Below are 19,693 nucleotides of genomic sequence, written 5' to 3'. Positions count from 1 at the left end.
AGTTGTCACACGGCTGGTTTACGTGAAGTCCAATGAGACAAGATTTGACTCGTTGGTCAAGGCTGGCCAATCTGAATGGATAAAAACAGGGAGCATTCAATGCTAAACAAACTATTTGTATCGACATGCGCGGTTGCGCTGTCTGCGACGGCGGCGATGGCCGATTATTCGCTGCACGTCATTCACATCAATGACCTACATTCGCGCATCGAACCCGTCAGCAAATACGACAGCACCTGTAGCGAAGAAGCAAACGCAGAAGGCGAATGTTTCGGCGGCGTGGCCCGCGTTGCCACCGCAATCGCCAACCTGCGCGAAGAGCTGGCAGGCGAAAACGTCATCGTTCTGGATGCCGGCGACCAGTATCAGGGGTCGCTGATGTACACGACCTACAAAGGCGATGTTGAAATCGAATTCATGGAAAAGATCGGTTTCGATGCAATGGCCGTTGGTAATCATGAATTTGACGATGGCGACGAAGGTTTGGCCAAACTGGCTGATGGTGTGTCGTTCCCAGTCATTTCGGGCAACATCGACGTGTCGTCGTCCAACATTCTGGCGGGCAAAGTTGCCGACCACGTGATCCTAGAGGTCGGCGGCGAAAAAATCGGCATCGTGTCGGCTTTGGCTGTTGATACGGTTGAAACCTCTAGCCCATCGGACGCTGTGATTTTTTCGGATGAAATCGCAAACCTGCAGCATGACGTGGATATGCTGACCGAAATGGGCGTGACCAAAATCATCGCGCTGAACCACGTGGGCGTGACCAAAGATTTGGTAATCGCAGAATCCGTCAGCGGTCTGGATGCCGTTGTTGGCGGCCATTCGCACACCCTGTTTTCGAACGAAGAAGGGTCCGAATACGCATACCCAACCATGGTTGGTAACGTGCCTGTCGTGCAGGCCTATGCCTATTCGAAATACGTGGGCCATCTGGTCCTGAATTTCGATGACGACGGCAACCTGCTGGACGCGTCGGGCGACACCATGCTGCTGGATGCTTCGGTCGAAGAAGACGCCGAGATTAAGGCTCGCATCGCTGAACTGGCTGGCCCGATTGAGGAAATGAAAGCCCGCGTTGTGGCTGATGCTGCCGACGAAATCATCGGTGCCCGCGAAGAATGCCGCGCACGTGAATGTGCTATGGGATCGCTGATCGCTGACGCAATGCTGGACCGCGTCGCAGGCCAAGGCATCGACATCGCAATCCAGAACGGCGGCGGTATCCGCGCATCCATCGATGCAGGCGAAGTCACCATGGGCGAAGTCGTCACCGTTCTGCCATTCCAGAACACTTTGTCGACGTTTGAAATCACTGGCGAAACTCTGCTGGCGGCACTGGAAAACGGTGTCAGCCAGATGGAGGAAGGCGCAGGCCGTTTCCCTCAGGTTGCTGGCATGACCTACACCGTTGATCCATCGAAACCAGCGGGCGAACGCATTGTTGACGCGATGGTCGGCGGCGAAGCGATCGATCCGGCGGCGACCTATGGCGCGGTGTCGAACAACTACGTCCGTAACGGCGGCGACGGCTATTCGATGTTCGAAGATGCTGCAAACGCCTATGACTATGGCCCTGACCTGGCTGACGTGTTGGCGGAATACATGGCGGCTGCATCGCCATTCACCCCATACACCGATGGCCGCATCACGGTTGTTGGCGAATAATATCGTACCCCATGCGATATCGGCCCCCGCTGGAAACGGCGGGGGTTTTTTGTTTGTGCCTGTCCGCCTATATTCATGCCCATGGACCACCCGCTGATTGACCTGATCAACGCCCGCATTGCTGCGGCGGACAAAGACGGCGCCTTTGATAACCTCGAAGGGGAGGGGAAACCTTTGCCTGAATGCGCGGACCCTGAAAATTATCTGCTGAACAAGGTCGCGGAACGAAACGGGGCCGAACCTGAATTCGTCACCCTGTCACGCGAATTGCGCAAAATGCGCGAAGACCTGATAGGCGAATCCGACCGCACGCGCCGCCGCGAACTGATGAAAAATATGTCGATGATGGAGGCCCGCATCGACATCGCCCGCAAGGCGTGGACCAAATAAATGTGCGGCCGTATGGCGATCACGCTGCCGCATGATGCGATGGCGCAAATGTTTGATGCTGCGCCCGCCAATGACCTGCCGGAATTTTCGCCCAATTATAACGTCTGCCCGACGAATACTTTGGCCGTGGCGACCAGTGTGGATGGGGTGCGCCATCTGCGGCCTATGCGCTGGGGATTTCTACCGCATTGGTACAAAACGCCGAACGGTGGTCCGCTGTTGATCAACGCGCGGTCGGAAACCATTGCGGAAAAACCTGCGTTTCGCGATGCCTGCCGCCAGCGCCGTTGCCTAATCGCGGCCAGCGGTTTTTACGAATGGCACCGCGCCGAAGGGGACACGCCCAAACCCTTTTGGGTGACGCGTACGGATGGCCAGCCGATGGTATTCGGTGGCATCTGGCAACAATGGCAAGATGAATTGACCTGCGCCATTGTCACGACCGATGCCAACGCGGAAATGGCGGCGGTGCATCACAGGCTGCCTTTGATTCTGGAACCTGACACATGGGCCAAATGGCTGGGCGAACAGGGGCACGGGGCCGCCACATTAATGAAACCCACCGCAGAGGGGATCATTTCCCTGCGGCGGGCCGGAACTGCGGTCAATTCGAATCGGGCCAGCGGGCCTGAATTGATCGACCCGCTCGTCGAAGATGAATGATTAGTTCAGAACCGGTTCGTCGAACGAAAATTCGCCGTTCACTTCGTTACCAAAACTGGTTTCGAACTGCAGAACGGTGTCCGCTGTGATGACTAACGAATAGGTTTCCAATGGCGCCAAAGAACCTGTTTCCCACTGAGGCTCATCGGTTTCCAATTCGCGCACAGCCATCACGCTTTGGGCGCTGTCGGTTTGATTGCTGAAAATCACTGTGTCGCCAGCATTCAGATACGTCACCATCGGAAAATATCCGAAATCAGTGATCACCACAGTTTGTGTTACGCTATCTTCGGCAAGGGCCGCAGTGGCTGTTGAAAGTGCCGCAATGACAGCAATCGTAAGATTACGAAGCATGAACCAATCCTATTCCCAGTCTTTCACACCCTGAATCGGGCTTTGGGACAGGCGTACCCTGATATTTCGTCAAAATTGGGGCCGGAAAAAGACAGAAAAACTGGGCTTGAAACTCCCCTGCAGTGCAGACTATATGTCTGCGCAGCGCGGGTGTTGTGTAATGGTAAGACCTTAGCCTTCCAAGCTAATGATACGGGTTCGATTCCCGTCACCCGCTCCATCAATCCTCAGTTTCATACCTATGATTGCCGTGTTGCGACGATGGTGCGCTTGTTATCAACGGCCTGTCTGGCTATCACACGTCAACTTTACTGACGACGATGGCAGCCATGGCAAAACCTCCGACCGATAACGCACAAGACCGCGCAGGATCGAAACGAATCTCGGCCTTGGCTGAATTGTGGCCGTTCATTCGCCCATACCGCCTGATGCTGGCTGCGGCGTTTGTTGCGCTGACGTTGACCGCGATGGTGTCGCTGGTGCTACCGCTGGCCGTGCGCCGCGTTGTCGATAATTTCGAAGGCGGGGCAACACCGCTGCTGAACCAGTATTTCAGCGCCGCATTAATCGTGGTCGGCCTGTTGGCGCTGGGCACGGGCCTGCGGTATTATCTGGTGACGCGTCTGGGCGAACGTGTGGTTGCTGACATCCGAAAGGCCGTGTTCGACCGCATGGTCACGATGAGCCCCGCGTTCTATGAAAACATTATGACGGGTGAAGTGCTAAGCCGCATTACAACGGACACAACCCTGATCCTGTCGGTCATCGGATCGTCTGTGTCGGTCGCGCTGCGTAACCTGTTCATTTTCATTGGCGGGCTGTTTTTGCTGTTCTTTACCTCGGCCAAATTGGCGGCGCTGGTGCTGTTGATTGTGCCTGTTGTAATCGTGCCGATCGTCGTTTTGGGCCGCCGTCTGCGTAAATTGGGCCGTGAAAATCAGGATTGGATCGCCAATTCGTCCGGTTCCGCATCCGAAGCGTTGCTATCCGTGCAAACCGTTCAGGCATTCACCCAAGAGGTCCGCACCGCCCTGAAATTCAGCGATGTGACCGAACGCAGTTTTGATAGTGCCAAAACCCGTATTCTAACCCGTGCCGCGATGACCGTGATCGTGATCTTTATGATCTTTTCGGGCGTTGTTGGCGTGCTGTGGGTCGGTGCACAAGATGTGGCTAACGGCGCAATGACCGTCGGCGAATTGGTGCAGTTCGTCATCTACGCCGTCATGGTTGCGGGCGCAGTTGGGGCGCTGACCGAAATTTGGGGCGAACTACAGCGTGCAGCAGGCGCAACCGAACGTTTGGCAGAACTGTTGAACGCCAAAGATTCGGTCGCTGATCCCGCGTCGCCCGTTGAGGTGCCCGATATGAAAAACGGCGTCATCGAATTTTCGAACGTGACCTTTAGCTATCCATCGCGCCAAAATCTGCCTGCGTTGAATGCTGTGAACCTAACAGTGCAGCCTGGGGAAACCATCGCGCTGGTTGGTCCATCGGGCGCGGGTAAATCGACCGTGATCCAAATGCTGATGAGGTTCTTTGATCCTCAGTCGGGTAAAATCACGCTGTCTGGCGTGGATCTGCGCGATATGGCCCGCGGTGATTTCCGCCAACAGATCGCGATCGTTCCCCAAGACGCCGTTGTCTTTGCCGATACTGCGCGCGAAAACATCCGCTTTGGCCGCCCCGATGCGACCGATGCCGAGGTCGAGGCAGCAGCCAAAGCCGCCGCTGCCCATGATTTTATCGTCGCGTTGGAAAATGGGTACGACAGTTATCTGGGCGAACGCGGGGTCATGCTGTCGGGCGGCCAGAAACAACGCATCGCGATTGCCCGCGCCATTTTGCGTGACGCGCCGATCCTTTTGCTGGACGAAGCCACCAGCGCATTGGACGCAGAAAGCGAACGTTTGGTCCAAAGCGCCGTCGAACAACTGGCCCAAGACCGCACAACCCTGATCATTGCGCACCGTTTGGCGACGATCAAACAGGCCGACCGCATCGTTGTGTTTGATGATGGCCAGATTGTTGAACAAGGCACCCATGACGATCTGGTGGCCAAAGGCGGGCTGTACGCACGTCTGGCCAAGCTCCAATTTACCGAAGGTTCCGCTGCGGCATAGACTCTTCGTTTCGCTGCGTCATACTTGCGTACATGCGCTGTTCTGACACATCCTGAGACAAACGGCGCTGTGGGACGCGCCGACATGGGAGGAGCCTGCATGACTTATGCAACAATCGCAGATCGCGAAGCGATCGTCGCGGAAAAACCTTGGACTGATCGCAATCAGCCCAAAACGACGTTTGAACTGCTGACACGCACCGCGACCGCACATGGCCCGCGCCCAGCGGTGTCGTATCAAATTCTATCGGATCCAACGTCCAAAAAAGAAACGCTGACGTGGACGCAGCTGTTGGAGCAGACCTGCCAAACGGCAAACCTGTTCCGCAAATTGGGCGTCGGCGAAAATGACGTTGTGGCCTATGTACTGCCGAACGCGACCGAAACCGTCCTGACGTACTTGGGCGGTCAGATCGCGGGCATTGTGAACCCGATCAACCCGCTGCTGGACGCAGAACATATTGCAGGAATCCTACGCGAAACGAACGCAAAGGTCGTCGTAACGCTCAAAGGTTTTCCAAAAACCGATGTGCCGCAAAAAGCGCACGAAGCGGTGGCAATGGCCCCCAACGTCAAAACCGTGGTCGAAGTCGATCTGGTCCGCCACCTGTCGGGCCTGAAAAAACTGATCGTTCCGCTGATCCGCCCAAAGGTCAAACCGACCCATAACGCCTCTGTCATCGATTTCACGACCGAGGTCGCAAAGCAAAACAAAACGCTGGATTTCGCAGACAGCACAGGCGACCGCATCGCGGCCTATTTCCATACGGGTGGCACCACGGGCCTGCCGAAAATCGTTCAGCATAAATATTCGGGGATCGTCTATAACTCGTGGCTGGGCGATCGTCTGCTGTTCACTGAACAGGATGTTCAGATTTGTCCGCTGCCGCTGTTCCACGTGTTCGCGACCATTGTGTCGCTGGGCGCGTCGCTCGGCTCGGGTGCGCATTTCGTTCTGCCGACCCCCGCAGGGTATCGCGGTGACGGCGTGTTCGACAATTTCTGGAAACTGATCGAACGCTACAACGTGACGTTCATGATCACCGTTCCGACCGCAATCGCCGCCCTGATGCAGCGCCCTGTGAACGCCGATATTTCGTCGCTGCGTCTGGCGTTCTGCGGGTCCGCGCCTTTGCCTGTCGAACTGTACAAACGGTTCGAAGACGCCGCCAAAATCACCATCTGCGAAGGGTACGGCCTGACCGAGGCAACCTGCCTTGTGTCCATCAACCCACCGGACGGAGAGAAAAAGGTAGGCTCCATCGGGTTCCCGTTCCCATACACGGACGTGAAAATTTTCGACGTGGTCAGTCACGAAGAATGCCCAACCGATACCATCGGTGAAATCTGCGTCAGTAGCCCGGGTGTGTATATGGGCGAAACCTATACTGAGGCGCGCAAAAACGCGGATCTGTATTACCCGGGCCCGTTGGGGCCAACCCAATACCTTCGCACCGGCGATCTGGGCCGTTTTGATAGCGATGGCTATCTGTGGATCACGGGCCGCGCCAAGGATCTGATCATCCGCGCAGGTCACAACATCGACCCCGCCGAAATTGAGGAAGCACTGGCAGGCCACGAAAAGATCGCCTTTGCGGGCGCCATCGGTCAGCCTGATTCCTACGCAGGCGAATTGCCTTGCGCCTATGTCGAATTGGTCGACGGGGCCGAAGCAACCTCCGAGGAGCTGCTGGAATACGCCAAGGCGCATATCCACGAACGCGCAGCGCATCCAAAGTATCTGGAAATCCTGCCCGAACTGCCAAAAACCGCAGTGGGCAAAATTTTCAAACCTGACCTGCGCCGCATGGCAATCACGCGGATCTACAACGAAACGCTTGCCGCCGAAGGCCTAGCCGCCGAAGTGACCGAAGTGATTGAGGATAAAAAACTGGGTCTGGTCGCGGTTCTTTCGAAAACGGGCGATTGCGACGCGGATGCTGTGGCGCACTGTCTGGGGTCACACACCCGCCCGTGGAAATGGGCAGACGCATAAAACAACAAAGGGCGGCCAATGGCCGCCCTTTTCAATTTAATAACCGGACCTGATCAGTCGCGCGTGCCGGCAAATTTGGATTGCCATTCTTCGCGCTGTTCGTCCGAAATTTTGCCGAACAGGTTGTCAGGTACGGTGAATGCGTGGCCAGCGGGCAGGCGGGTGACCGCATCAGCCGCTGCACCTGGCCACTCTGCGTCGACCTTCATCGCCTCTAGCAGCGTTGCGGCTGCATCAGGGATGAACGGTTCCGACAGAACGGCGTATAGCGGGATCAGGTTCAGCGCCAAACGCACCTGCGATGCGGCCAATTCGGGGTCTTCTTTGAATGTAGACCATGGAGCGGCCTCTTGCAGGTATTCGTTGCCCATCACCCAGATCGCGCGCAATGCGCCAGCGGCTTTGCGAACCTCTTTGGCTTCCATGAACTCTTCGTACTGGCGAATGTTTTGTTCCAACTGCGCAACCCAGTCGGCATCCACTGCCAGATCAGGGCCGCCTGTCGGGACCTCTTCGCCGAATTTCGAACGGCAGAATTTGGTGACGCGGCTAACAAAGTTGCCCAAAACGTCGGCCAAATCTTTGTTCACAGATTGTTGGAAATTTTCCCAAGTGAATTCGCTGTCCGACGATTCTGGGGCGTGCGACAGCAGCCACCAACGCCAGTAATCCGCAGGCAGGATTTCCAACGCCTGATCCATAAACACGCCGCGTCCGCGCGAAGTGCTGAACTGGCCTCCGTCATAGTTCAGGTAGTTGAACGATTTGATGTAATCGACCAATTTCCACGGCTCGTTCGATCCCAAAATGGTGCAAGGGAACGACAGGGTGTGGAACGGCACGTTATCTTTGCCCATGAACTGGGTGTAGGTCACGTCATCGGCGCCTTTATCCGTGCGCCACCAGCGTTCCCAATCGTCGCCTTTGCCGGCATCAACCCATTCTTGGGACGCGGCAATGTATTCGATAGGCGCGTCGAACCAGACGTAGAACACTTTGCCTTCCATGCCGGGCCAGTCTTCTCCGCCTTTTTTCACAGGCACGCCCCAGTCCAGATCGCGGGTGATGCCGCGGTCTTGTAGGCCGTCGCCGTCATGCAGCCATTTTTTCGCGATCGACGTCGTCAGCACAGGCCAATCGGTTTTGCTGTCGATCCACGCGTCCAGTTGATCTTTCATCTTGGACTGGCGCAGGTACAGGTGTTTGGTTTCGCGCATTTCCAGATCGGTGGACCCCGAAATGGTCGAATGCGGGTTGATCAGGTCGACAGGGTCCAACTGTTTTGTGCAGTTGTCGCACTGGTCGCCGCGCGCGCTATCGAAACCGCAGTTGGGGCAGGTGCCTTCGATATAACGGTCAGGCAGGAAACGGCCGTCGGCGTGCGAATACATCTGGGTTTCCGACACTTCGCGGATCAGATCGTTATCGGCCAAAACGCCCGCAAAATGCTGGGTCAGTTTTTTGTTCTGTTCCGACGACGAACGGCCAAAGTGATCGAACGACAGGCGGAAGCCTTCGGCGATTTTGGCCTGAACCTCGTGCATTTCGGCGCAATATTCGGCAACGGGTTTGCCTGCCTTGGCTGCTGCCAATTCGGCGGGGGTGCCGTGTTCATCGGTGGCGCATAGGAACATCACTTCGTTGCCGCGACCACGTTGGTAGCGGGCAAAAAGATCCGCAGGCAGCTGCGATCCAACTAAGTTTCCAAGGTGTTTGATCCCGTTGATGTAAGGGATCGCCGAAGTAATCAGATGTCGAGCCATTGTCATTTCCTGTGCGCGGTTATCCGCCTTTTAGCGGCGCATGGGGCGTGATGCCAGCACAGACCGACTATCGCAACCGCGAAACGGGCGCTATATGGGGCTACGAGCATTAAAAAAGGGATAACCCTGATGAAAACCATTATCGCAGCGGCAGCCTTTGCCGCGATTTCAGGCGCCGCAGCAGCACAAGATTTCTACATCGGCGGCGGTATCGATTTGCAGACACCGCACGACGGCGAACAAACCGTTGCATCCACGATTTTGGGCGGTGCGCAGTTTGGCGCGGGTCCGGTGACGTTTGGCCCTGAATTGGAAATGAATCTGACAAACGGCGGCGACTACAACGCGCTGCGCGTGCGCGGGATCGCCCGCCACGACACTGGCACCGTCGCGTTGATGGCGTCGATCGGTTACAGCAACTACGACATCGAAGGCGGTTCTGCGATTGACGGCGTGAACTATGGTTTGGGTATGGATTACGGCCTGACCGACCGGATCGATTTGCGCGCTGAAATCATCCGCGATTATGCGCGAAACGACGACATGTTGGTGACCAACGTCCGTTTCGGGGCGATCTACGGTTTCTAATTTGAAAGGGGCGCCAATTTAGGCGCCCCGTTTCGTTTATTGTGCGGTGTAGCCGCCATCGACCAGATGGTAGCTGCCTGTGATGAAACTTGCGTCATCGGACAGTAGGAACAGCGTCAGTTTGGCAACTTCGTCCGGATCGCCTAGACGTTTCATGGCGTGTTGGTTTGCCAGATAAGCCAATGTGTCCTGATCCAGATTTTGATCCAGCAGTGGCGTTTTGATAAAGCCCGGCCCGATCGAATTGATGCGGATGCCTTTGTCGCCGTATTCTAAGGCGGCGGATTTCGTTAGACCAACGACCCCGTGTTTCGCAGCGACATATGCGCCAGAATTCGCGATGCCGACGGATCCCAGAATGGACGCGATGTTCACAATAGACCCTGTGCCGCCTGTTTCGATCATTTTCGGGATTGCATAGCGCACGCCGTAAAAGACGCCTGTCAGGTTCACGTCGATCACCTTTTGCCAGCTATCGATTGGGTATTCGCCCAATGGAGCCGCCGCGCCGCCGATCCCTGCGTTGTTGACCAGCATATCCAGCGATCCGCCGAATTCGGTCGCCGCCTGCATCATTGCGTCAACCTGTTCTGCATCAGATGTGTCGACCTTGAACGCTTTGGCGTTATCGCCCAGCTCGGATGCCAGTTTTTCGGCGTGTTCCATATCCAGATCGGCAATCAATACTTTGGCGCCTGCCTCTACCAATTGGGTGACAATCGATTTGCCAATGCCAGAACCACCGCCTGTTACAATTGCGGTTTTTCCTTTGAAATCATGGGCCATTTTTGGCCTCCTTTCTGAAATGTTTGTGTCCATCATATAGGTCTGGAATTGTCTGTCTTTGAGGCAGATCACGCGCAGGTGTTGTTCGGCATTGCACAGGCGGAATGCGGGGGTTGCACTGGGGCGTTGAACAACTAGGTTCATGGCCAACGTATTCTATTCAGGACGCATTTATGAAAACGCTACAGCTAGGCCGTACTGGCATTTCGGTGCCCGATTGGTGTTTAGGCACCATGACTTTTTCCAACCAAACGCCGCAGGATGACGCATTCCGCCAGATGGATATGGCGATGGATGCGGGCATCAATTTCTTTGATGTCGCGGAAATGTACCCCGTGAATCCCGTCAAAAAGGAAACGATGGGCAATTCGGAAAAGGTGATCGGCAACTGGTTTGAACAAACGGGCCGCCGCGAAGAGGTCGTGCTGGCGACCAAAGTGTCAGGCGACAGCGGGTTCCGCCCTGGCGGCTACACCGCAGACTCCGTGCGCGGCGCGGTCGAAGATTCGCTGACCCGTCTGAAAACCGACTACATCGATCTGTATCAGATGCATTGGCCGAACCGCGGCAGCTATCATTTCCGCCAAAACTGGGGATTTGATGCGTCCAATCAGGACAAAGCCAAAGAACTGGACAACCTGCGCGGCGTTCTGTCTGTGCTGAACGATCTGGTGACCGAAGGCAAACTGCGCGCGATCGGTCTGTCGAACGAAAGCGCATGGGGCACGATGCAGTGGCTGAAACTGGCCGAAGAGGGCATCGGCCCGCGCGTTGCGTCCATGCAGAACGAATATTCGTTGATGTGCCGTCTGTACGACACCGACATGTCCGAAGTGTCGATCCACGAAGACGTGCTGCTGTTGTCCTATTCGCCGCTGGCAACGGGTCTGCTGACCGGCAAATACCGCAATGGCGCCGTGCCAGAGGCATCGCGCATGTCGCTGGTTCCCGGTCTGTCTGGTCGTTCGAACCCTCGTGCGCACGCCGCCGTCGAAGCCTATCAGGCGATCGCCGATAAACATGGTATCGCGCTGGATCACATGTCGATGGCATGGCAACGCAGCCGTCCGTTCCCGATCTCGGCCATTTTTGGCACCACTACGTCAGATCAGTTGGAACACCTGCTGAAGGGCAAAGATATGGAACTGGACGACGACGTGATCAAAGACATCGACGCCGCGCATCGCGACCACCCGATGCCGTTCTAATAAGTTCAGTAAGCGTCCAATGGGCGCTTGCCACCCAATCGGGTCACCAATTGGGCTTCGTCGTTATCACGGAAAAACGGCACGTTTTCGGGCGGGCCGTTTTTTTCAATGTTGGCCATTAATTCGGCCAAGACGACTTCGGTCACGAACGGCAGATCAAAGGATCGCGCATCGGCGATGGGAACCCATTGAAGATGGCGTAATTCATCTTCGGCCCGCGAAAAATCGTCTGGGTCCGATGATAGCGCGTCTGCATCCGCCAAAAAGAACCGCGCATCAAATCGGCGCGGGCGCCCGGGTGGGGTGATGGCGCGGAAAACAAACGACATGGCACGGCCACTGGGTTTATGACCGGTGGCGCCATATCCGCGCCACCCCTTGGGCGGGGCGGTCCATTCGGCGGGGTCTCCGATGATCAGACCTGTTTCTTCCCATAGTTCGCGGATTGCTGCCGCAACCAATGCGGTGGGGGATATGGTGCTGTGATCCGATAGGCGGGTCAAACATGTTGGATTGATGGGCGCGGCCATGTCCACGGATTGATCAACGTCATCAACCGCTCCGCCTGGAAAGACGAATTTGTTCGGCATAAACGTGGCGCTAGCGCCGCGCTGGCCCATCAATACTTTGGGATTGGTATGCCGATCACGCACCACAATGATCGTGGAGGCATCGCGGATAGGCGTCGAATCGACTGGTTTTTGCGTCATCCTGTGACGTTATCAAATCCATGCATGCGTTTCGCCCATTGAATGCCGACAATCATGCCTTTTAGGCGTGGCAGCAAATACAATGACAGTCCGACACAGCCGACCGTAAATATCGTGGCCATGACCAGCGGTTCCGGGCGGAAATAGACAAATGCGAAATGCATGGCAAAGCCCAGAATGTGACCGACAATCAAAATGGTCAGATAGGCGGGGCCATCATCAGCGCGGTGATGGTGCAGTTCTTCGCGGCACACCGGGCAGCTATCAGAGACCTTTAGGTAACCGGTGAACATGTTGCCTTCTCCGCAGGACGGGCAACGACGGCGAAATCCGCGTAGCATGGATAGTTTGCCATCACGCTCTGGCGCATTGGTGTTTTCTGCGATGTCTGTCATGACTGTCTCCGGTTAGTTGAATTTCACATGCTACTTTTGGCGTAGATTTAAAAGAGGACTTTGCCCTGTTGCGGCTGCATGTCGCGCGGCGAAGGGAAAAAGTTAAATTCACGGCGACGGAAACTTTGGCGCGGTCCGTATTAAAGGCGTCTTGGGCAGTTGAGGGCCTGAGGCGAACCTCGTAACCAAAGGACGAAACATGAAAACCAAACTACTGATTGCTGCACTGATCACTGGCGTTGCTGCGACTTCTGTAACTGCCGCCGGATTTGGTCGTGGTGAGGGAGCAGGATCTTTTGGCCCGCGCGGCGGGATTGCCGCGATGGATTTTGCAACCGTTGACGCAAACGCAGACGGTTCGATCACCCTAGAAGAGCTGCAAGCCCTGCCTGCCGCAAAATTCGCCGAAGCCGACACAGATGGCGATGGCGTTCTAAGCGCAGAAGAACTGACCGCTCAGGTCACTGCGCAGATGGCAGAACGTGCTGCGGCACGTGTCGAACAGCAGATCACATCGCGTGACACAGATGGCGACGGCGTGCTGAGCCTGGAAGAGCTGCAGCCAACCGATACCACCCGTCTGACATCGATGTTCGAACGTCTGGACGCTGATTCTGATGGCAACGTAACCGCCGAAGAATTCGCAGCGTTTGAAACCGCTATGGCACAACGTGGCCAGATGCGCGGTGGTGATCACGGTGATCGCGGCGGTCGTGACGGCGGCCCGCGCAACAATAACTAATGAATTGGACGGGCCCGTGCTTTTGGGTGCGGGCCCCGATTGAACAGACACAAAGGAATCTGTACCTGTGACAGGTAATGGACATGGCCTTTGACGAATATGCAGGCGCGCCTGACAGCGCACTTTTGGTCGCCTTTGCAAATGGCGACAGCGCAGCCGCGCGTTTGCTGGTGGTGCGATTGTCTCCGCGTGCTTTGGGTCAAGCCCAACGCATGCTGAACGATCGCGCAGCCGCCGAAGATGTGGTGCAAGAGGCGTTTTTACGTCTGTGGAAAATTGCGCCCGAATGGCGCCAAGGCGAAGCACAGGTATCGACCTGGCTGTATCGTGTTGTCGCGAATTTATGCACTGACCGATTGCGTGTCAGGCGGCGAAACGTCGATTTCGACAAAATCGCCGAACCCGAAGACAGCGCACCTAGCGTTGCGCAAAAGATGCAAGACGAAGCGCGGCACGATGCTTTGGCCGCTGCTTTGGCCGAAATGCCAGAACGACAGGCGCAGGCCGTGTCTTTGCGACATTTAGAAGGTCTGGGAAATCCCGAGATTGCCCAGATCATGGATATCAGCGTTGAGGCAGTAGAAAGCCTGACAGCGCGGGGAAAACGGACGTTGGCTTCGATTTTGGCCAGCAGGAAAGCGGAACTGGGGTTTAACGATGAGTGATAAACTATCCCACCTGACCGATGCACAGCTTGAGGAAATGTTCGCCTCTGCGCGGACGTCAGACCCTGTGCCGGACGCAGATTTTATGACGCGCATGTTCGCGGATATTGATGTCGAACTGCCGCAGGCCGAACCGGTCGTGGCGGATGCACCGCGCCGTTCTGTCCTAGCGTCTGTTTGGGCCGCTTTGGGCGGCTGGGCTGGCGCAAGCGGGCTGGCGGCTGCGGCGGCAACAGGCATTTGGATTGGCGTTGCATCCCCAACAAGCATGGCCACAGTGACCGATGCGTTCTGGGGGGATAGCATGTCGGTATCCGTGATGGTGCCTGACGATATTTTGGGGTTGGAGGGGTAATATGGCTGAAACAAAGAAATCTTCGATGCGGCCAGCGCTGCGGGTTCTGCTGATTGTTTCGTTGGCACTAAACTTGTTGGTGGCGGGTGTCTTGGTCGGCGGTATTTCCAAAGGCCGCCAGTATAGCCCCAAGGGTAATTTTGATATCTCGGTCGGTCCGTTTTCGCGTGCATTCGACGAAGAAGATCGCCGCGCAATTCGCGACGATTTGCGTGCGCGTATGGCAGAATTCCCAACGCCGCAGGATCAAAGCGCATCAATGCAGACCCTGATTGCCGCCATGCGCGCTGATCCCTTTGTCGAAGAAGCGGTCATCGATCAGTTCGAAAATCAGCGCGAAAATGCGGCAGAAGCCATGCGGATCGGTCAAGAGGTTGTGCTAAACCGCCTGCGACAAATGTCCGTCGAAGAACGCGAAGAATTTACCGAACGCTTGATGAGGGAAGCGATGCGCCGCCCCGATCGTGACGGCGGTGACCGCGGTAAAGACCGCGATTGATCTTATTGTCACGCTGCATTGCGTAGCGTGACAATATTTCGTCCGGCGGCTTTGGATTCGTACAGGGCCGCATCCGCGTAATCGATCAGTTGATTGATGTCGGTAGACCATTTGGCGCTGCAGTCCGATACCGCCAGCCCGATAGACATTGTGACCGTCGCGGGCGGCATATTTCCAATATCTATAGGTGTGTTCTGCACCAAAAATCGTAACCGTTCTGCGGTTTTTTGTGCCGACGCGACCGAGGTATCGGGCAGGGCAACCAGAAACTCTTCGCCTCCGATACGCGCAACTAGATCGATGGGGCGCAGGCTGTCGCGGATCAAATCAGCCACCGCAGCGATGACTTTGTCGCCAGCGGTGTGGCCGTATGTGTCGTTCACAGCTTTGAAATGATCGATGTCCAATGCCATCAATGCAAAACTGCGACGTGTCCGCAGTGCGCGATCCGCCATGGCCTGCAAATGCGGCATCGCATAACGGCGATTGTACAGCCCGGTCAGGGGATCGGTGACGGCTGCCTTTAGGCCTGTTTGAACGGTATCGCGCAGTTTTTCCATGCGGATTTTTCTACGGACCAATCCGCGTGCGCGCAGGCCGATTTCTGCCGCTGTGGCGTTGTGGGGCACGACATCATTTGCCCCCAGATCCAACGCCATCGCCCCCAAATTGTCGCCATTTTCCGGTGCAATAACCAATTGTGCCGCATAGCGGGTTTCATTGCGGCTGCGCAATTCTGCGATGAGCCGAAATACCCGCCCATCTTCGCCGGATGCGCCAGCGTTTCGTGCATCAATGACGTATAGATCAGGTGGCGGATTTAGCGTTTCGGTGTTTAACGCGTCTTCATGTGTGAACGTTTGCACGCGGCTGGCCATTGCCGCGCTAAGTTCACGGGACAACGGCAGGGCAAGCGACTGTGCGCTGGACACCAACGCCACTTTGCCCGGGGCGATAAAGGGATCCCCGCCTTCGGCGAACCCCAGCGCGCGGCTGGTATCGTCACGCATTTTGATTTCGTTGTCGGCCGCACGACTGCGCAACAAACTGCGGATACGCGCAAGCAACATCATATCCGACACGGGTTTCGAAATGACCTCTGTCGCGCCGGAACGAAGCGTTTCGATACGTGACAGGGCAGATTCGAATGGTCCTGTCGCAATGACCGGAATGCGGGCGGTTTCACTGCAGGTCTGCATAAATTTAAAGAAATTGTTCATATCCTGCGGCGCGCTGGATACGTCTGCGACGATCAGATCGACGGCATCACCATCGGCAAGGCATTTTTGCGCCTCTGCAATCGTGGCGCAGGGCGTGACCTTGTATTGGGCGGTCATCAATTTGACCTTTAACACGATGCGGTTTGTTGCAACTGTGTCTATGATAAGAATTTGGCCTGACATAAGGTACTCCGGCAAGGGCGTTGCCTGTTTGTGTCAACTTGGCCTCGAATAGTTAAAAAACTCTTTCCGGAGCTTAAGAAAAGAGAATGAAACGTGAACAGGCGGAAACCATTGCGCTGCAATCCTTGGGCTGGTTGGTCGGCAATGATGAACTTTGTCCGATATTTTTGGGATCAACGGGCGCAAGCGTCGACGACCTGAAAGCCCAAGCCAACGAGCCAGAGTTTTTAGCCTCGGTTCTGGAATTTATCACAATGGACGACCAGTGGGTGATTTCGCTGTGCGATACCTTTGGTTGGCCCTACGAAACCCCACTGCAAGCGCGCTATGCATTGCCAGGGGCACAAAACGTGCATTGGACATAAAATGGCGGCGATTAAAGGCATCATTTTCGACAAAGATGGCACTCTGTTCGATTTCAACGCGACGTGGGGGTGCTGGACGGGCGGATTGATTGCCGAAGAATGCGGTGACGATACGGTGTTGCAGCAGGCGCTGGCGGCGGAACTGGCTTTTGATATGCAAAGCCAACGGTTCGAAAAACATAGCATCGTCATTGCGTCGACGGCCGAAGAGGTCGCGGACGTCATTTTGCCCTACCTGCCAGATACCACGCCTTCGGCTTTGATTGATCGAATGAACGCCCGCGCGGCTCAGGCGCCGCAGGTAGAGGCCGCGCCGCTGAAAACGTTTCTGGCAGATCTGAAAGCGCGTGGATTTGTATTGGGGGTCGCGACGAACGATTCTGAAATGCCTGCGCGGGCACATTTGGATCAAGCAGGCATCAGCGATCAGTTCGAATTTATCGCGGGTTACGACAGCGGGTATGGTGGCAAACCTGCGCCTGGGCAATTGATCGGGTTTTGTAACCACACTGGGTTGGCGCCTGCCGAATGTGTTATGGTCGGCGATAGCACCCATGACCTGATGGCTGGACGCGCCGCTGGGATGCGGTGTGTAGGCGTTTTAACAGGCATGGCAGAGGCCAACGAATTGGCCCCTCATGCTGATGTAGTTCTGCCGTCAATTGCCGCGCTGCCGGAATGGATCGCAGGTCAGGACTGATCCAGTAATTTCAGCAGAACGTTTTTGGCCCGTTCCGCGCGTTTTGTGACGTCGGCTTCGGGTAGGATGGGCAATACACCGATGACTCGGCGGATTTGCGTGTCTGCGACCAGCAGATCGTAATAGGTTTCTGCGGCTTCTGTGGCATCAATCGGATGGGGTCCGCTTTTGTCGATGACTTTGGCAAGCAGCGGGATGATTTTGTCGCGTCCACCTTCGACAATTGTGCGACCCAGCAGACCTGTATCATGGACATCGCCTGCCGCAGCGCGGTCCAGTACGACCGAACGTTGCCCTGTTACGATGGACAGCAGTTGGGGCCCAAAGTTGTCCAGAATGTCGATCAGGCTGTCGCCGTTATCTATCGCCGCTGTCAGCAAATCGCGCGACGCGGATAGGTTGCGTTCGACCATCGACAGGAACAGCCCCTGTTTGTTGCCGTACCATTTGTACAGCGTTTCGTTTGACGCTTTTGCACGTTTGGCGACCTCGAGCATCGAAGTCGCCTTGTAACCTTTTAGTGCGAGTAAGCCATAGGCTGCCGTTTCGATCTGTAGACGGCGGTCAGATTGTTTGGCTTCGTTCATGCTCGGGCCTCTGGTTTCACTGATCTGTACCCGAATATACGGATACAAATGGACAAACCGTTGAGGCCCGATACGAATGCGCTGGGCTCTATCCTTTTAGGCAGTCAGCCAAGGCTGTCGCGATCTGAACAATCGACTCTGACGCCAGTTTTGGAGACCCAGCCAATTGGCCACCCAGCGGATCAATTGTGATGATACGCACGTCCACGCCTTCGGTCACGATGGTCACCCAGTCAGGGCTGGATTGGCTATCGGTCAAGATGCATTGGATGCCTTCGTGTTCGATTTCTTCTTTAATTTCAGCGAGTCGCGCGGCGCTAGGTGCGGATGCGTCGGACAATGCAATGCGCCCTGCGGATGGGATGTCAAAGGCGGATTCGAAATAGCCCAGCGCATCATGCGACACGACATATGGGATGCCACGAACGCCGGCTAGGGCGTTGTTTGCGGCCTCTTTCGCATAGTCGATATCTGCTAAAGTTTGAATCGCATTCTGTGCAATTTCTGTTTCGGTTTCTGGTGCTGCTGCGATGATCTCGGTCTGGATGGTGCCCGTCCAAGCGGTCAAAACGGCAGGAGACAGCCATGCGTGTGGGTCGAATTCGCCGTGGTCGTGTGCGTCGTGGCCATGATCGTCATGATCTTCATGATCATCGTGGTCGTGTTCGTCGTGGCCATCATCGTCATGATCCTCGTGATCATCGTGGTCGTGTTCGTCATGACCATCGTCGGCATGATCGTCATGCGCTTCGTGATCATGTTCGTCGTGATCATGCTCTTCTTCGTGGTCGTGATCGTCATGATCATCGTGAGATTCTTCGCGCCACGCGATTGGTGTCCAACCTTCGGTTTCCAACAGTTCGATAATCGTGGCGTTCGCCCCTAGGGTGCTGATTGGATCGGCAAGGAATGGGGACAACGCTTCGCCCGTCCAGATGACCAAATCGGCCTCTGCGATCGCGCGTGCATCGGATGGGCGCAGCGCAAAGCTGTGTGGGTTATCACCAGGCTGAAGCAGCGTTGTAATTTCTGCGGTGTCCCCCGCAACAGATTGGACCAATGATCCAACAGGCAGAATGTCTGTGACAATTTTCAGCGGCTCTGCATTGGATGCAGAGGCAAAGACGGACAATATTGCGGCGGCTTTGATATACATTGTGACCTCTTGAGAATGTATTTGCCGACCCCTATACTTATGATGTTATAACATAACAACCCCAATAATATAATACTATAACACATAACTCTGGATCCCATATGACCGAGAAAATCCAAAGCTTTGCGCCACATGATCATCAGTCGTGCATCCATTCTGCGATGAATGTGGCCGAAGAAACCTGTGCAGCGCGCAAGGTGCAGCTGACCCCTGTGCGGCGTCGGGTTTTGGAAATATTGCTCGAATCGCATGTTGCGATGGGTGCCTATGACGTGCTGGCGCGTCTGGACGCCGAAGGTTTGGGATCAAAACCACCTGTCGCCTATCGGGCATTGGCGTTTTTGGTGGAACTGGGGTTTGTTCATCGTATCGAACGGTTGAACGCCTTTGTCGCCTGTAACCATCCGGGCGCGTCGCACGATCCTGCATTCATGATTTGCCGTAGCTGCCACAAAGTCGCCGAAGCGGATGCAGGAAATGGCGTGCTGAATTCCCCAGCAAAACAAAGCGGTTTCACCATCGAACAAACCGTCATCGAGGCCGAAGGCCTGTGTTCATCGTGCAAGGAAAGCGCCTGA

General features: G+C 55.7%; 22 protein-coding genes and 1 tRNA gene. 15 read left to right on the top strand and 8 right to left on the bottom strand.

Going from position 1 to position 19,693, the window contains the following annotated elements; genetic code table 11:
• Positions 1-99 precede the first annotated feature (99 nt).
• The 3 genes from ACXAGA_RS02505 to ACXAGA_RS02495 all read left to right on the top strand — a co-directional run bounded on the left by ACXAGA_RS02505 (position 100) and on the right by ACXAGA_RS02495 (position 2,721).
• Positions 100-1,668: a bifunctional metallophosphatase/5'-nucleotidase gene (locus ACXAGA_RS02505; protein WP_475115929.1), complete on the top strand. Its 1,569-nt coding sequence runs from the start codon at positions 100-102 to the stop codon at positions 1,666-1,668.
• 81 nt (positions 1,669-1,749) lie between these two features.
• Entirely contained in the window at positions 1,750-2,058 is a 309-nt protein-coding gene (locus ACXAGA_RS02500; RefSeq protein WP_475116219.1) for a DnaJ family domain-containing protein, read from the top strand.
• Entirely contained in the window at positions 2,059-2,721 is a 663-nt protein-coding gene (locus tag ACXAGA_RS02495) for an SOS response-associated peptidase (RefSeq protein WP_475115928.1), read from the top strand.
• Here the strand turns inward: ACXAGA_RS02495 and ACXAGA_RS02490 are convergent, their stop codons facing one another.
• Entirely contained in the window at positions 2,722-3,075 is a 354-nt protein-coding gene (locus ACXAGA_RS02490) for a hypothetical protein (RefSeq protein ID WP_475115927.1), read from the bottom strand.
• 146 nt (positions 3,076-3,221) lie between these two features.
• Here ACXAGA_RS02490 and ACXAGA_RS02485 point away from each other — a divergent pair.
• The 3 genes from ACXAGA_RS02485 (at position 3,222) to ACXAGA_RS02475 (ending at position 7,193) form a co-directional block, all read left to right on the top strand.
• Positions 3,222-3,295, top strand: a tRNA-Gly gene (locus ACXAGA_RS02485).
• Positions 3,296-3,404: 109 nt separating this feature from the next.
• Positions 3,405-5,198 (top strand): ABC transporter transmembrane domain-containing protein, encoded by a 1,794-nt coding sequence (locus ACXAGA_RS02480; RefSeq protein ID WP_475115926.1) that lies wholly within the window; start codon positions 3,405-3,407, stop codon positions 5,196-5,198.
• 99 nt (positions 5,199-5,297) lie between these two features.
• Positions 5,298-7,193: an acyl-CoA synthetase gene (locus ACXAGA_RS02475; protein WP_475115925.1), complete on the top strand. Its 1,896-nt coding sequence runs from the start codon at positions 5,298-5,300 to the stop codon at positions 7,191-7,193.
• A gap of 53 nt (positions 7,194-7,246) precedes the next feature.
• Here ACXAGA_RS02475 and metG read toward each other — a convergent pair whose 3' ends face one another.
• Complete coding sequence (gene metG / locus ACXAGA_RS02470) at positions 7,247-8,956, bottom strand: methionine--tRNA ligase (protein WP_475115924.1); 1,710 nt, start codon at positions 8,954-8,956, stop codon at positions 7,247-7,249.
• Positions 8,957-9,085: 129 nt separating this feature from the next.
• Between metG and ACXAGA_RS02465 the strand changes: the two genes are divergently transcribed.
• On the top strand, positions 9,086-9,544 hold the full coding sequence (locus tag ACXAGA_RS02465; RefSeq protein WP_475115923.1) for a hypothetical protein: 459 nt from the start codon (positions 9,086-9,088) through the stop codon (positions 9,542-9,544).
• 36 nt (positions 9,545-9,580) lie between these two features.
• Here the strand turns inward: ACXAGA_RS02465 and ACXAGA_RS02460 are convergent, their stop codons facing one another.
• Complete coding sequence (locus tag ACXAGA_RS02460) at positions 9,581-10,330, bottom strand: SDR family NAD(P)-dependent oxidoreductase (RefSeq protein ID WP_475115922.1); 750 nt, start codon at positions 10,328-10,330, stop codon at positions 9,581-9,583.
• Positions 10,331-10,503: 173 nt separating this feature from the next.
• On the opposite strand from ACXAGA_RS02460, the gene ACXAGA_RS02455 reads away from it, so the two are divergent.
• Positions 10,504-11,538, top strand: a complete 1,035-nt coding sequence (locus ACXAGA_RS02455) for an aldo/keto reductase (protein WP_475115921.1) — start codon at positions 10,504-10,506, stop codon at positions 11,536-11,538.
• Positions 11,539-11,543: 5 nt separating this feature from the next.
• Here ACXAGA_RS02455 and ACXAGA_RS02450 read toward each other — a convergent pair whose 3' ends face one another.
• Complete coding sequence (locus ACXAGA_RS02450) at positions 11,544-12,248, bottom strand: NUDIX hydrolase (RefSeq protein ID WP_475115920.1); 705 nt, start codon at positions 12,246-12,248, stop codon at positions 11,544-11,546.
• A complete protein-coding gene (locus tag ACXAGA_RS02445) occupies positions 12,245-12,643 on the bottom strand; it encodes a DUF983 domain-containing protein (protein WP_475115919.1) in 399 nt (132 codons plus the stop codon). Before ACXAGA_RS02445 ends, ACXAGA_RS02450 begins: the two co-directional genes overlap by 4 nt.
• A 199-nt stretch (positions 12,644-12,842) precedes the next feature.
• On the opposite strand from ACXAGA_RS02445, the gene ACXAGA_RS02440 reads away from it, so the two are divergent.
• The 4 genes from ACXAGA_RS02440 to ACXAGA_RS02425 all read left to right on the top strand — a co-directional run bounded on the left by ACXAGA_RS02440 (position 12,843) and on the right by ACXAGA_RS02425 (position 14,904).
• Positions 12,843-13,385, top strand: coding sequence for an EF-hand domain-containing protein (locus ACXAGA_RS02440; protein WP_475115918.1), 543 nt, complete (start codon positions 12,843-12,845; stop codon positions 13,383-13,385).
• A gap of 77 nt (positions 13,386-13,462) precedes the next feature.
• The gene (locus ACXAGA_RS02435; protein WP_475115917.1) at positions 13,463-14,050 is read left to right on the top strand and encodes an RNA polymerase sigma factor; all 588 of its coding nucleotides are present in this window, start codon (positions 13,463-13,465) and stop codon (positions 14,048-14,050) included.
• Positions 14,043-14,405 carry a dihydroorotate dehydrogenase gene (locus ACXAGA_RS02430; protein ID WP_475115916.1) on the top strand — a complete coding sequence of 121 codons (363 nt, stop codon included), beginning with the start codon at positions 14,043-14,045 and terminating at the stop codon, positions 14,403-14,405. Before ACXAGA_RS02435 ends, ACXAGA_RS02430 begins: the two co-directional genes overlap by 8 nt.
• A 1-nt stretch (position 14,406) precedes the next feature.
• Complete coding sequence (locus tag ACXAGA_RS02425) at positions 14,407-14,904, top strand: periplasmic heavy metal sensor (protein ID WP_475115915.1); 498 nt, start codon at positions 14,407-14,409, stop codon at positions 14,902-14,904.
• A gap of 8 nt (positions 14,905-14,912) precedes the next feature.
• Here the strand turns inward: ACXAGA_RS02425 and ACXAGA_RS02420 are convergent, their stop codons facing one another.
• Entirely contained in the window at positions 14,913-16,241 is a 1,329-nt protein-coding gene (locus ACXAGA_RS02420; RefSeq protein ID WP_475115914.1) for a diguanylate cyclase, read from the bottom strand.
• A gap of 152 nt (positions 16,242-16,393) precedes the next feature.
• Here ACXAGA_RS02420 and ACXAGA_RS02415 point away from each other — a divergent pair, with 152 nt between their 5' ends.
• Together ACXAGA_RS02415 and ACXAGA_RS02410 are read left to right on the top strand one after the other, a co-directional pair.
• A complete protein-coding gene (locus tag ACXAGA_RS02415; RefSeq protein WP_475115913.1) occupies positions 16,394-16,672 on the top strand; it encodes a DUF3572 domain-containing protein in 279 nt (92 codons plus the stop codon).
• A 1-nt stretch (position 16,673) separates the two neighbouring features.
• A complete protein-coding gene (locus ACXAGA_RS02410) occupies positions 16,674-17,372 on the top strand; it encodes an HAD family hydrolase (RefSeq protein WP_475115912.1) in 699 nt (232 codons plus the stop codon).
• Here ACXAGA_RS02410 and ACXAGA_RS02405 read toward each other — a convergent pair.
• Positions 17,363-17,959, bottom strand: a complete 597-nt coding sequence (locus ACXAGA_RS02405; RefSeq protein WP_475115911.1) for a TetR/AcrR family transcriptional regulator — start codon at positions 17,957-17,959, stop codon at positions 17,363-17,365. The two genes, ACXAGA_RS02410 and ACXAGA_RS02405, sit on opposite strands and share 10 nt — an antisense overlap.
• Before the next feature lie 88 nt (positions 17,960-18,047).
• Positions 18,048-19,115, bottom strand: coding sequence for a zinc ABC transporter substrate-binding protein (locus ACXAGA_RS02400; protein WP_475115910.1), 1,068 nt, complete (start codon positions 19,113-19,115; stop codon positions 18,048-18,050).
• A 101-nt stretch (positions 19,116-19,216) separates the two neighbouring features.
• On the opposite strand from ACXAGA_RS02400, the gene ACXAGA_RS02395 reads away from it, so the two are divergent.
• On the top strand, positions 19,217-19,693 hold the full coding sequence (locus ACXAGA_RS02395; protein ID WP_475115909.1) for a transcriptional repressor: 477 nt from the start codon (positions 19,217-19,219) through the stop codon (positions 19,691-19,693).

The organism is Marivivens sp. ABH4_498 (assembly GCF_056160585.1).
Note: the sequence above shows the minus strand (reverse complement) of the source record. Positions and strands in the feature narration are given on the sequence as shown.

What these genes read in the sequence shown, in the direction of transcription:
- ACXAGA_RS02445 (WP_475115919.1), bottom strand. Translation starts at nt 12,643, where the DNA reads ATGACAGACATCGCAGAAAACACCAATGCGCCAGAGCGTGATGGCAAA.
- ACXAGA_RS02435 (WP_475115917.1), top strand. Translation starts at nt 13,463, where the DNA reads ATGGACATGGCCTTTGACGAATATGCAGGCGCGCCTGACAGCGCACTT.
- ACXAGA_RS02505 (WP_475115929.1), top strand. Translation starts at nt 100, where the DNA reads ATGCTAAACAAACTATTTGTATCGACATGCGCGGTTGCGCTGTCTGCG.
- ACXAGA_RS02490 (WP_475115927.1), bottom strand. Translation starts at nt 3,075, where the DNA reads ATGCTTCGTAATCTTACGATTGCTGTCATTGCGGCACTTTCAACAGCC.
- ACXAGA_RS02455 (WP_475115921.1), top strand. Translation starts at nt 10,504, where the DNA reads ATGAAAACGCTACAGCTAGGCCGTACTGGCATTTCGGTGCCCGATTGG.
- ACXAGA_RS02450 (WP_475115920.1), bottom strand. Translation starts at nt 12,248, where the DNA reads ATGACGCAAAAACCAGTCGATTCGACGCCTATCCGCGATGCCTCCACG.
- metG (WP_475115924.1), bottom strand. Translation starts at nt 8,956, where the DNA reads ATGGCTCGACATCTGATTACTTCGGCGATCCCTTACATCAACGGGATC.
- ACXAGA_RS02465 (WP_475115923.1), top strand. Translation starts at nt 9,086, where the DNA reads ATGAAAACCATTATCGCAGCGGCAGCCTTTGCCGCGATTTCAGGCGCC.
- ACXAGA_RS02415 (WP_475115913.1), top strand. Translation starts at nt 16,394, where the DNA reads ATGAAACGTGAACAGGCGGAAACCATTGCGCTGCAATCCTTGGGCTGG.
- ACXAGA_RS02495 (WP_475115928.1), top strand. Translation starts at nt 2,059, where the DNA reads ATGTGCGGCCGTATGGCGATCACGCTGCCGCATGATGCGATGGCGCAA.
- ACXAGA_RS02440 (WP_475115918.1), top strand. Translation starts at nt 12,843, where the DNA reads ATGAAAACCAAACTACTGATTGCTGCACTGATCACTGGCGTTGCTGCG.
- ACXAGA_RS02395 (WP_475115909.1), top strand. Translation starts at nt 19,217, where the DNA reads ATGACCGAGAAAATCCAAAGCTTTGCGCCACATGATCATCAGTCGTGC.
- ACXAGA_RS02400 (WP_475115910.1), bottom strand. Translation starts at nt 19,115, where the DNA reads ATGTATATCAAAGCCGCCGCAATATTGTCCGTCTTTGCCTCTGCATCC.
- ACXAGA_RS02420 (WP_475115914.1), bottom strand. Translation starts at nt 16,241, where the DNA reads ATGACCGCCCAATACAAGGTCACGCCCTGCGCCACGATTGCAGAGGCG.
- ACXAGA_RS02480 (WP_475115926.1), top strand. Translation starts at nt 3,405, where the DNA reads ATGGCAAAACCTCCGACCGATAACGCACAAGACCGCGCAGGATCGAAA.
- ACXAGA_RS02405 (WP_475115911.1), bottom strand. Translation starts at nt 17,959, where the DNA reads ATGAACGAAGCCAAACAATCTGACCGCCGTCTACAGATCGAAACGGCA.
- ACXAGA_RS02410 (WP_475115912.1), top strand. Translation starts at nt 16,674, where the DNA reads ATGGCGGCGATTAAAGGCATCATTTTCGACAAAGATGGCACTCTGTTC.
- ACXAGA_RS02460 (WP_475115922.1), bottom strand. Translation starts at nt 10,330, where the DNA reads ATGGCCCATGATTTCAAAGGAAAAACCGCAATTGTAACAGGCGGTGGT.
- ACXAGA_RS02425 (WP_475115915.1), top strand. Translation starts at nt 14,407, where the DNA reads ATGGCTGAAACAAAGAAATCTTCGATGCGGCCAGCGCTGCGGGTTCTG.
- ACXAGA_RS02475 (WP_475115925.1), top strand. Translation starts at nt 5,298, where the DNA reads ATGACTTATGCAACAATCGCAGATCGCGAAGCGATCGTCGCGGAAAAA.
- ACXAGA_RS02500 (WP_475116219.1), top strand. Translation starts at nt 1,750, where the DNA reads ATGGACCACCCGCTGATTGACCTGATCAACGCCCGCATTGCTGCGGCG.
- ACXAGA_RS02430 (WP_475115916.1), top strand. Translation starts at nt 14,043, where the DNA reads ATGAGTGATAAACTATCCCACCTGACCGATGCACAGCTTGAGGAAATG.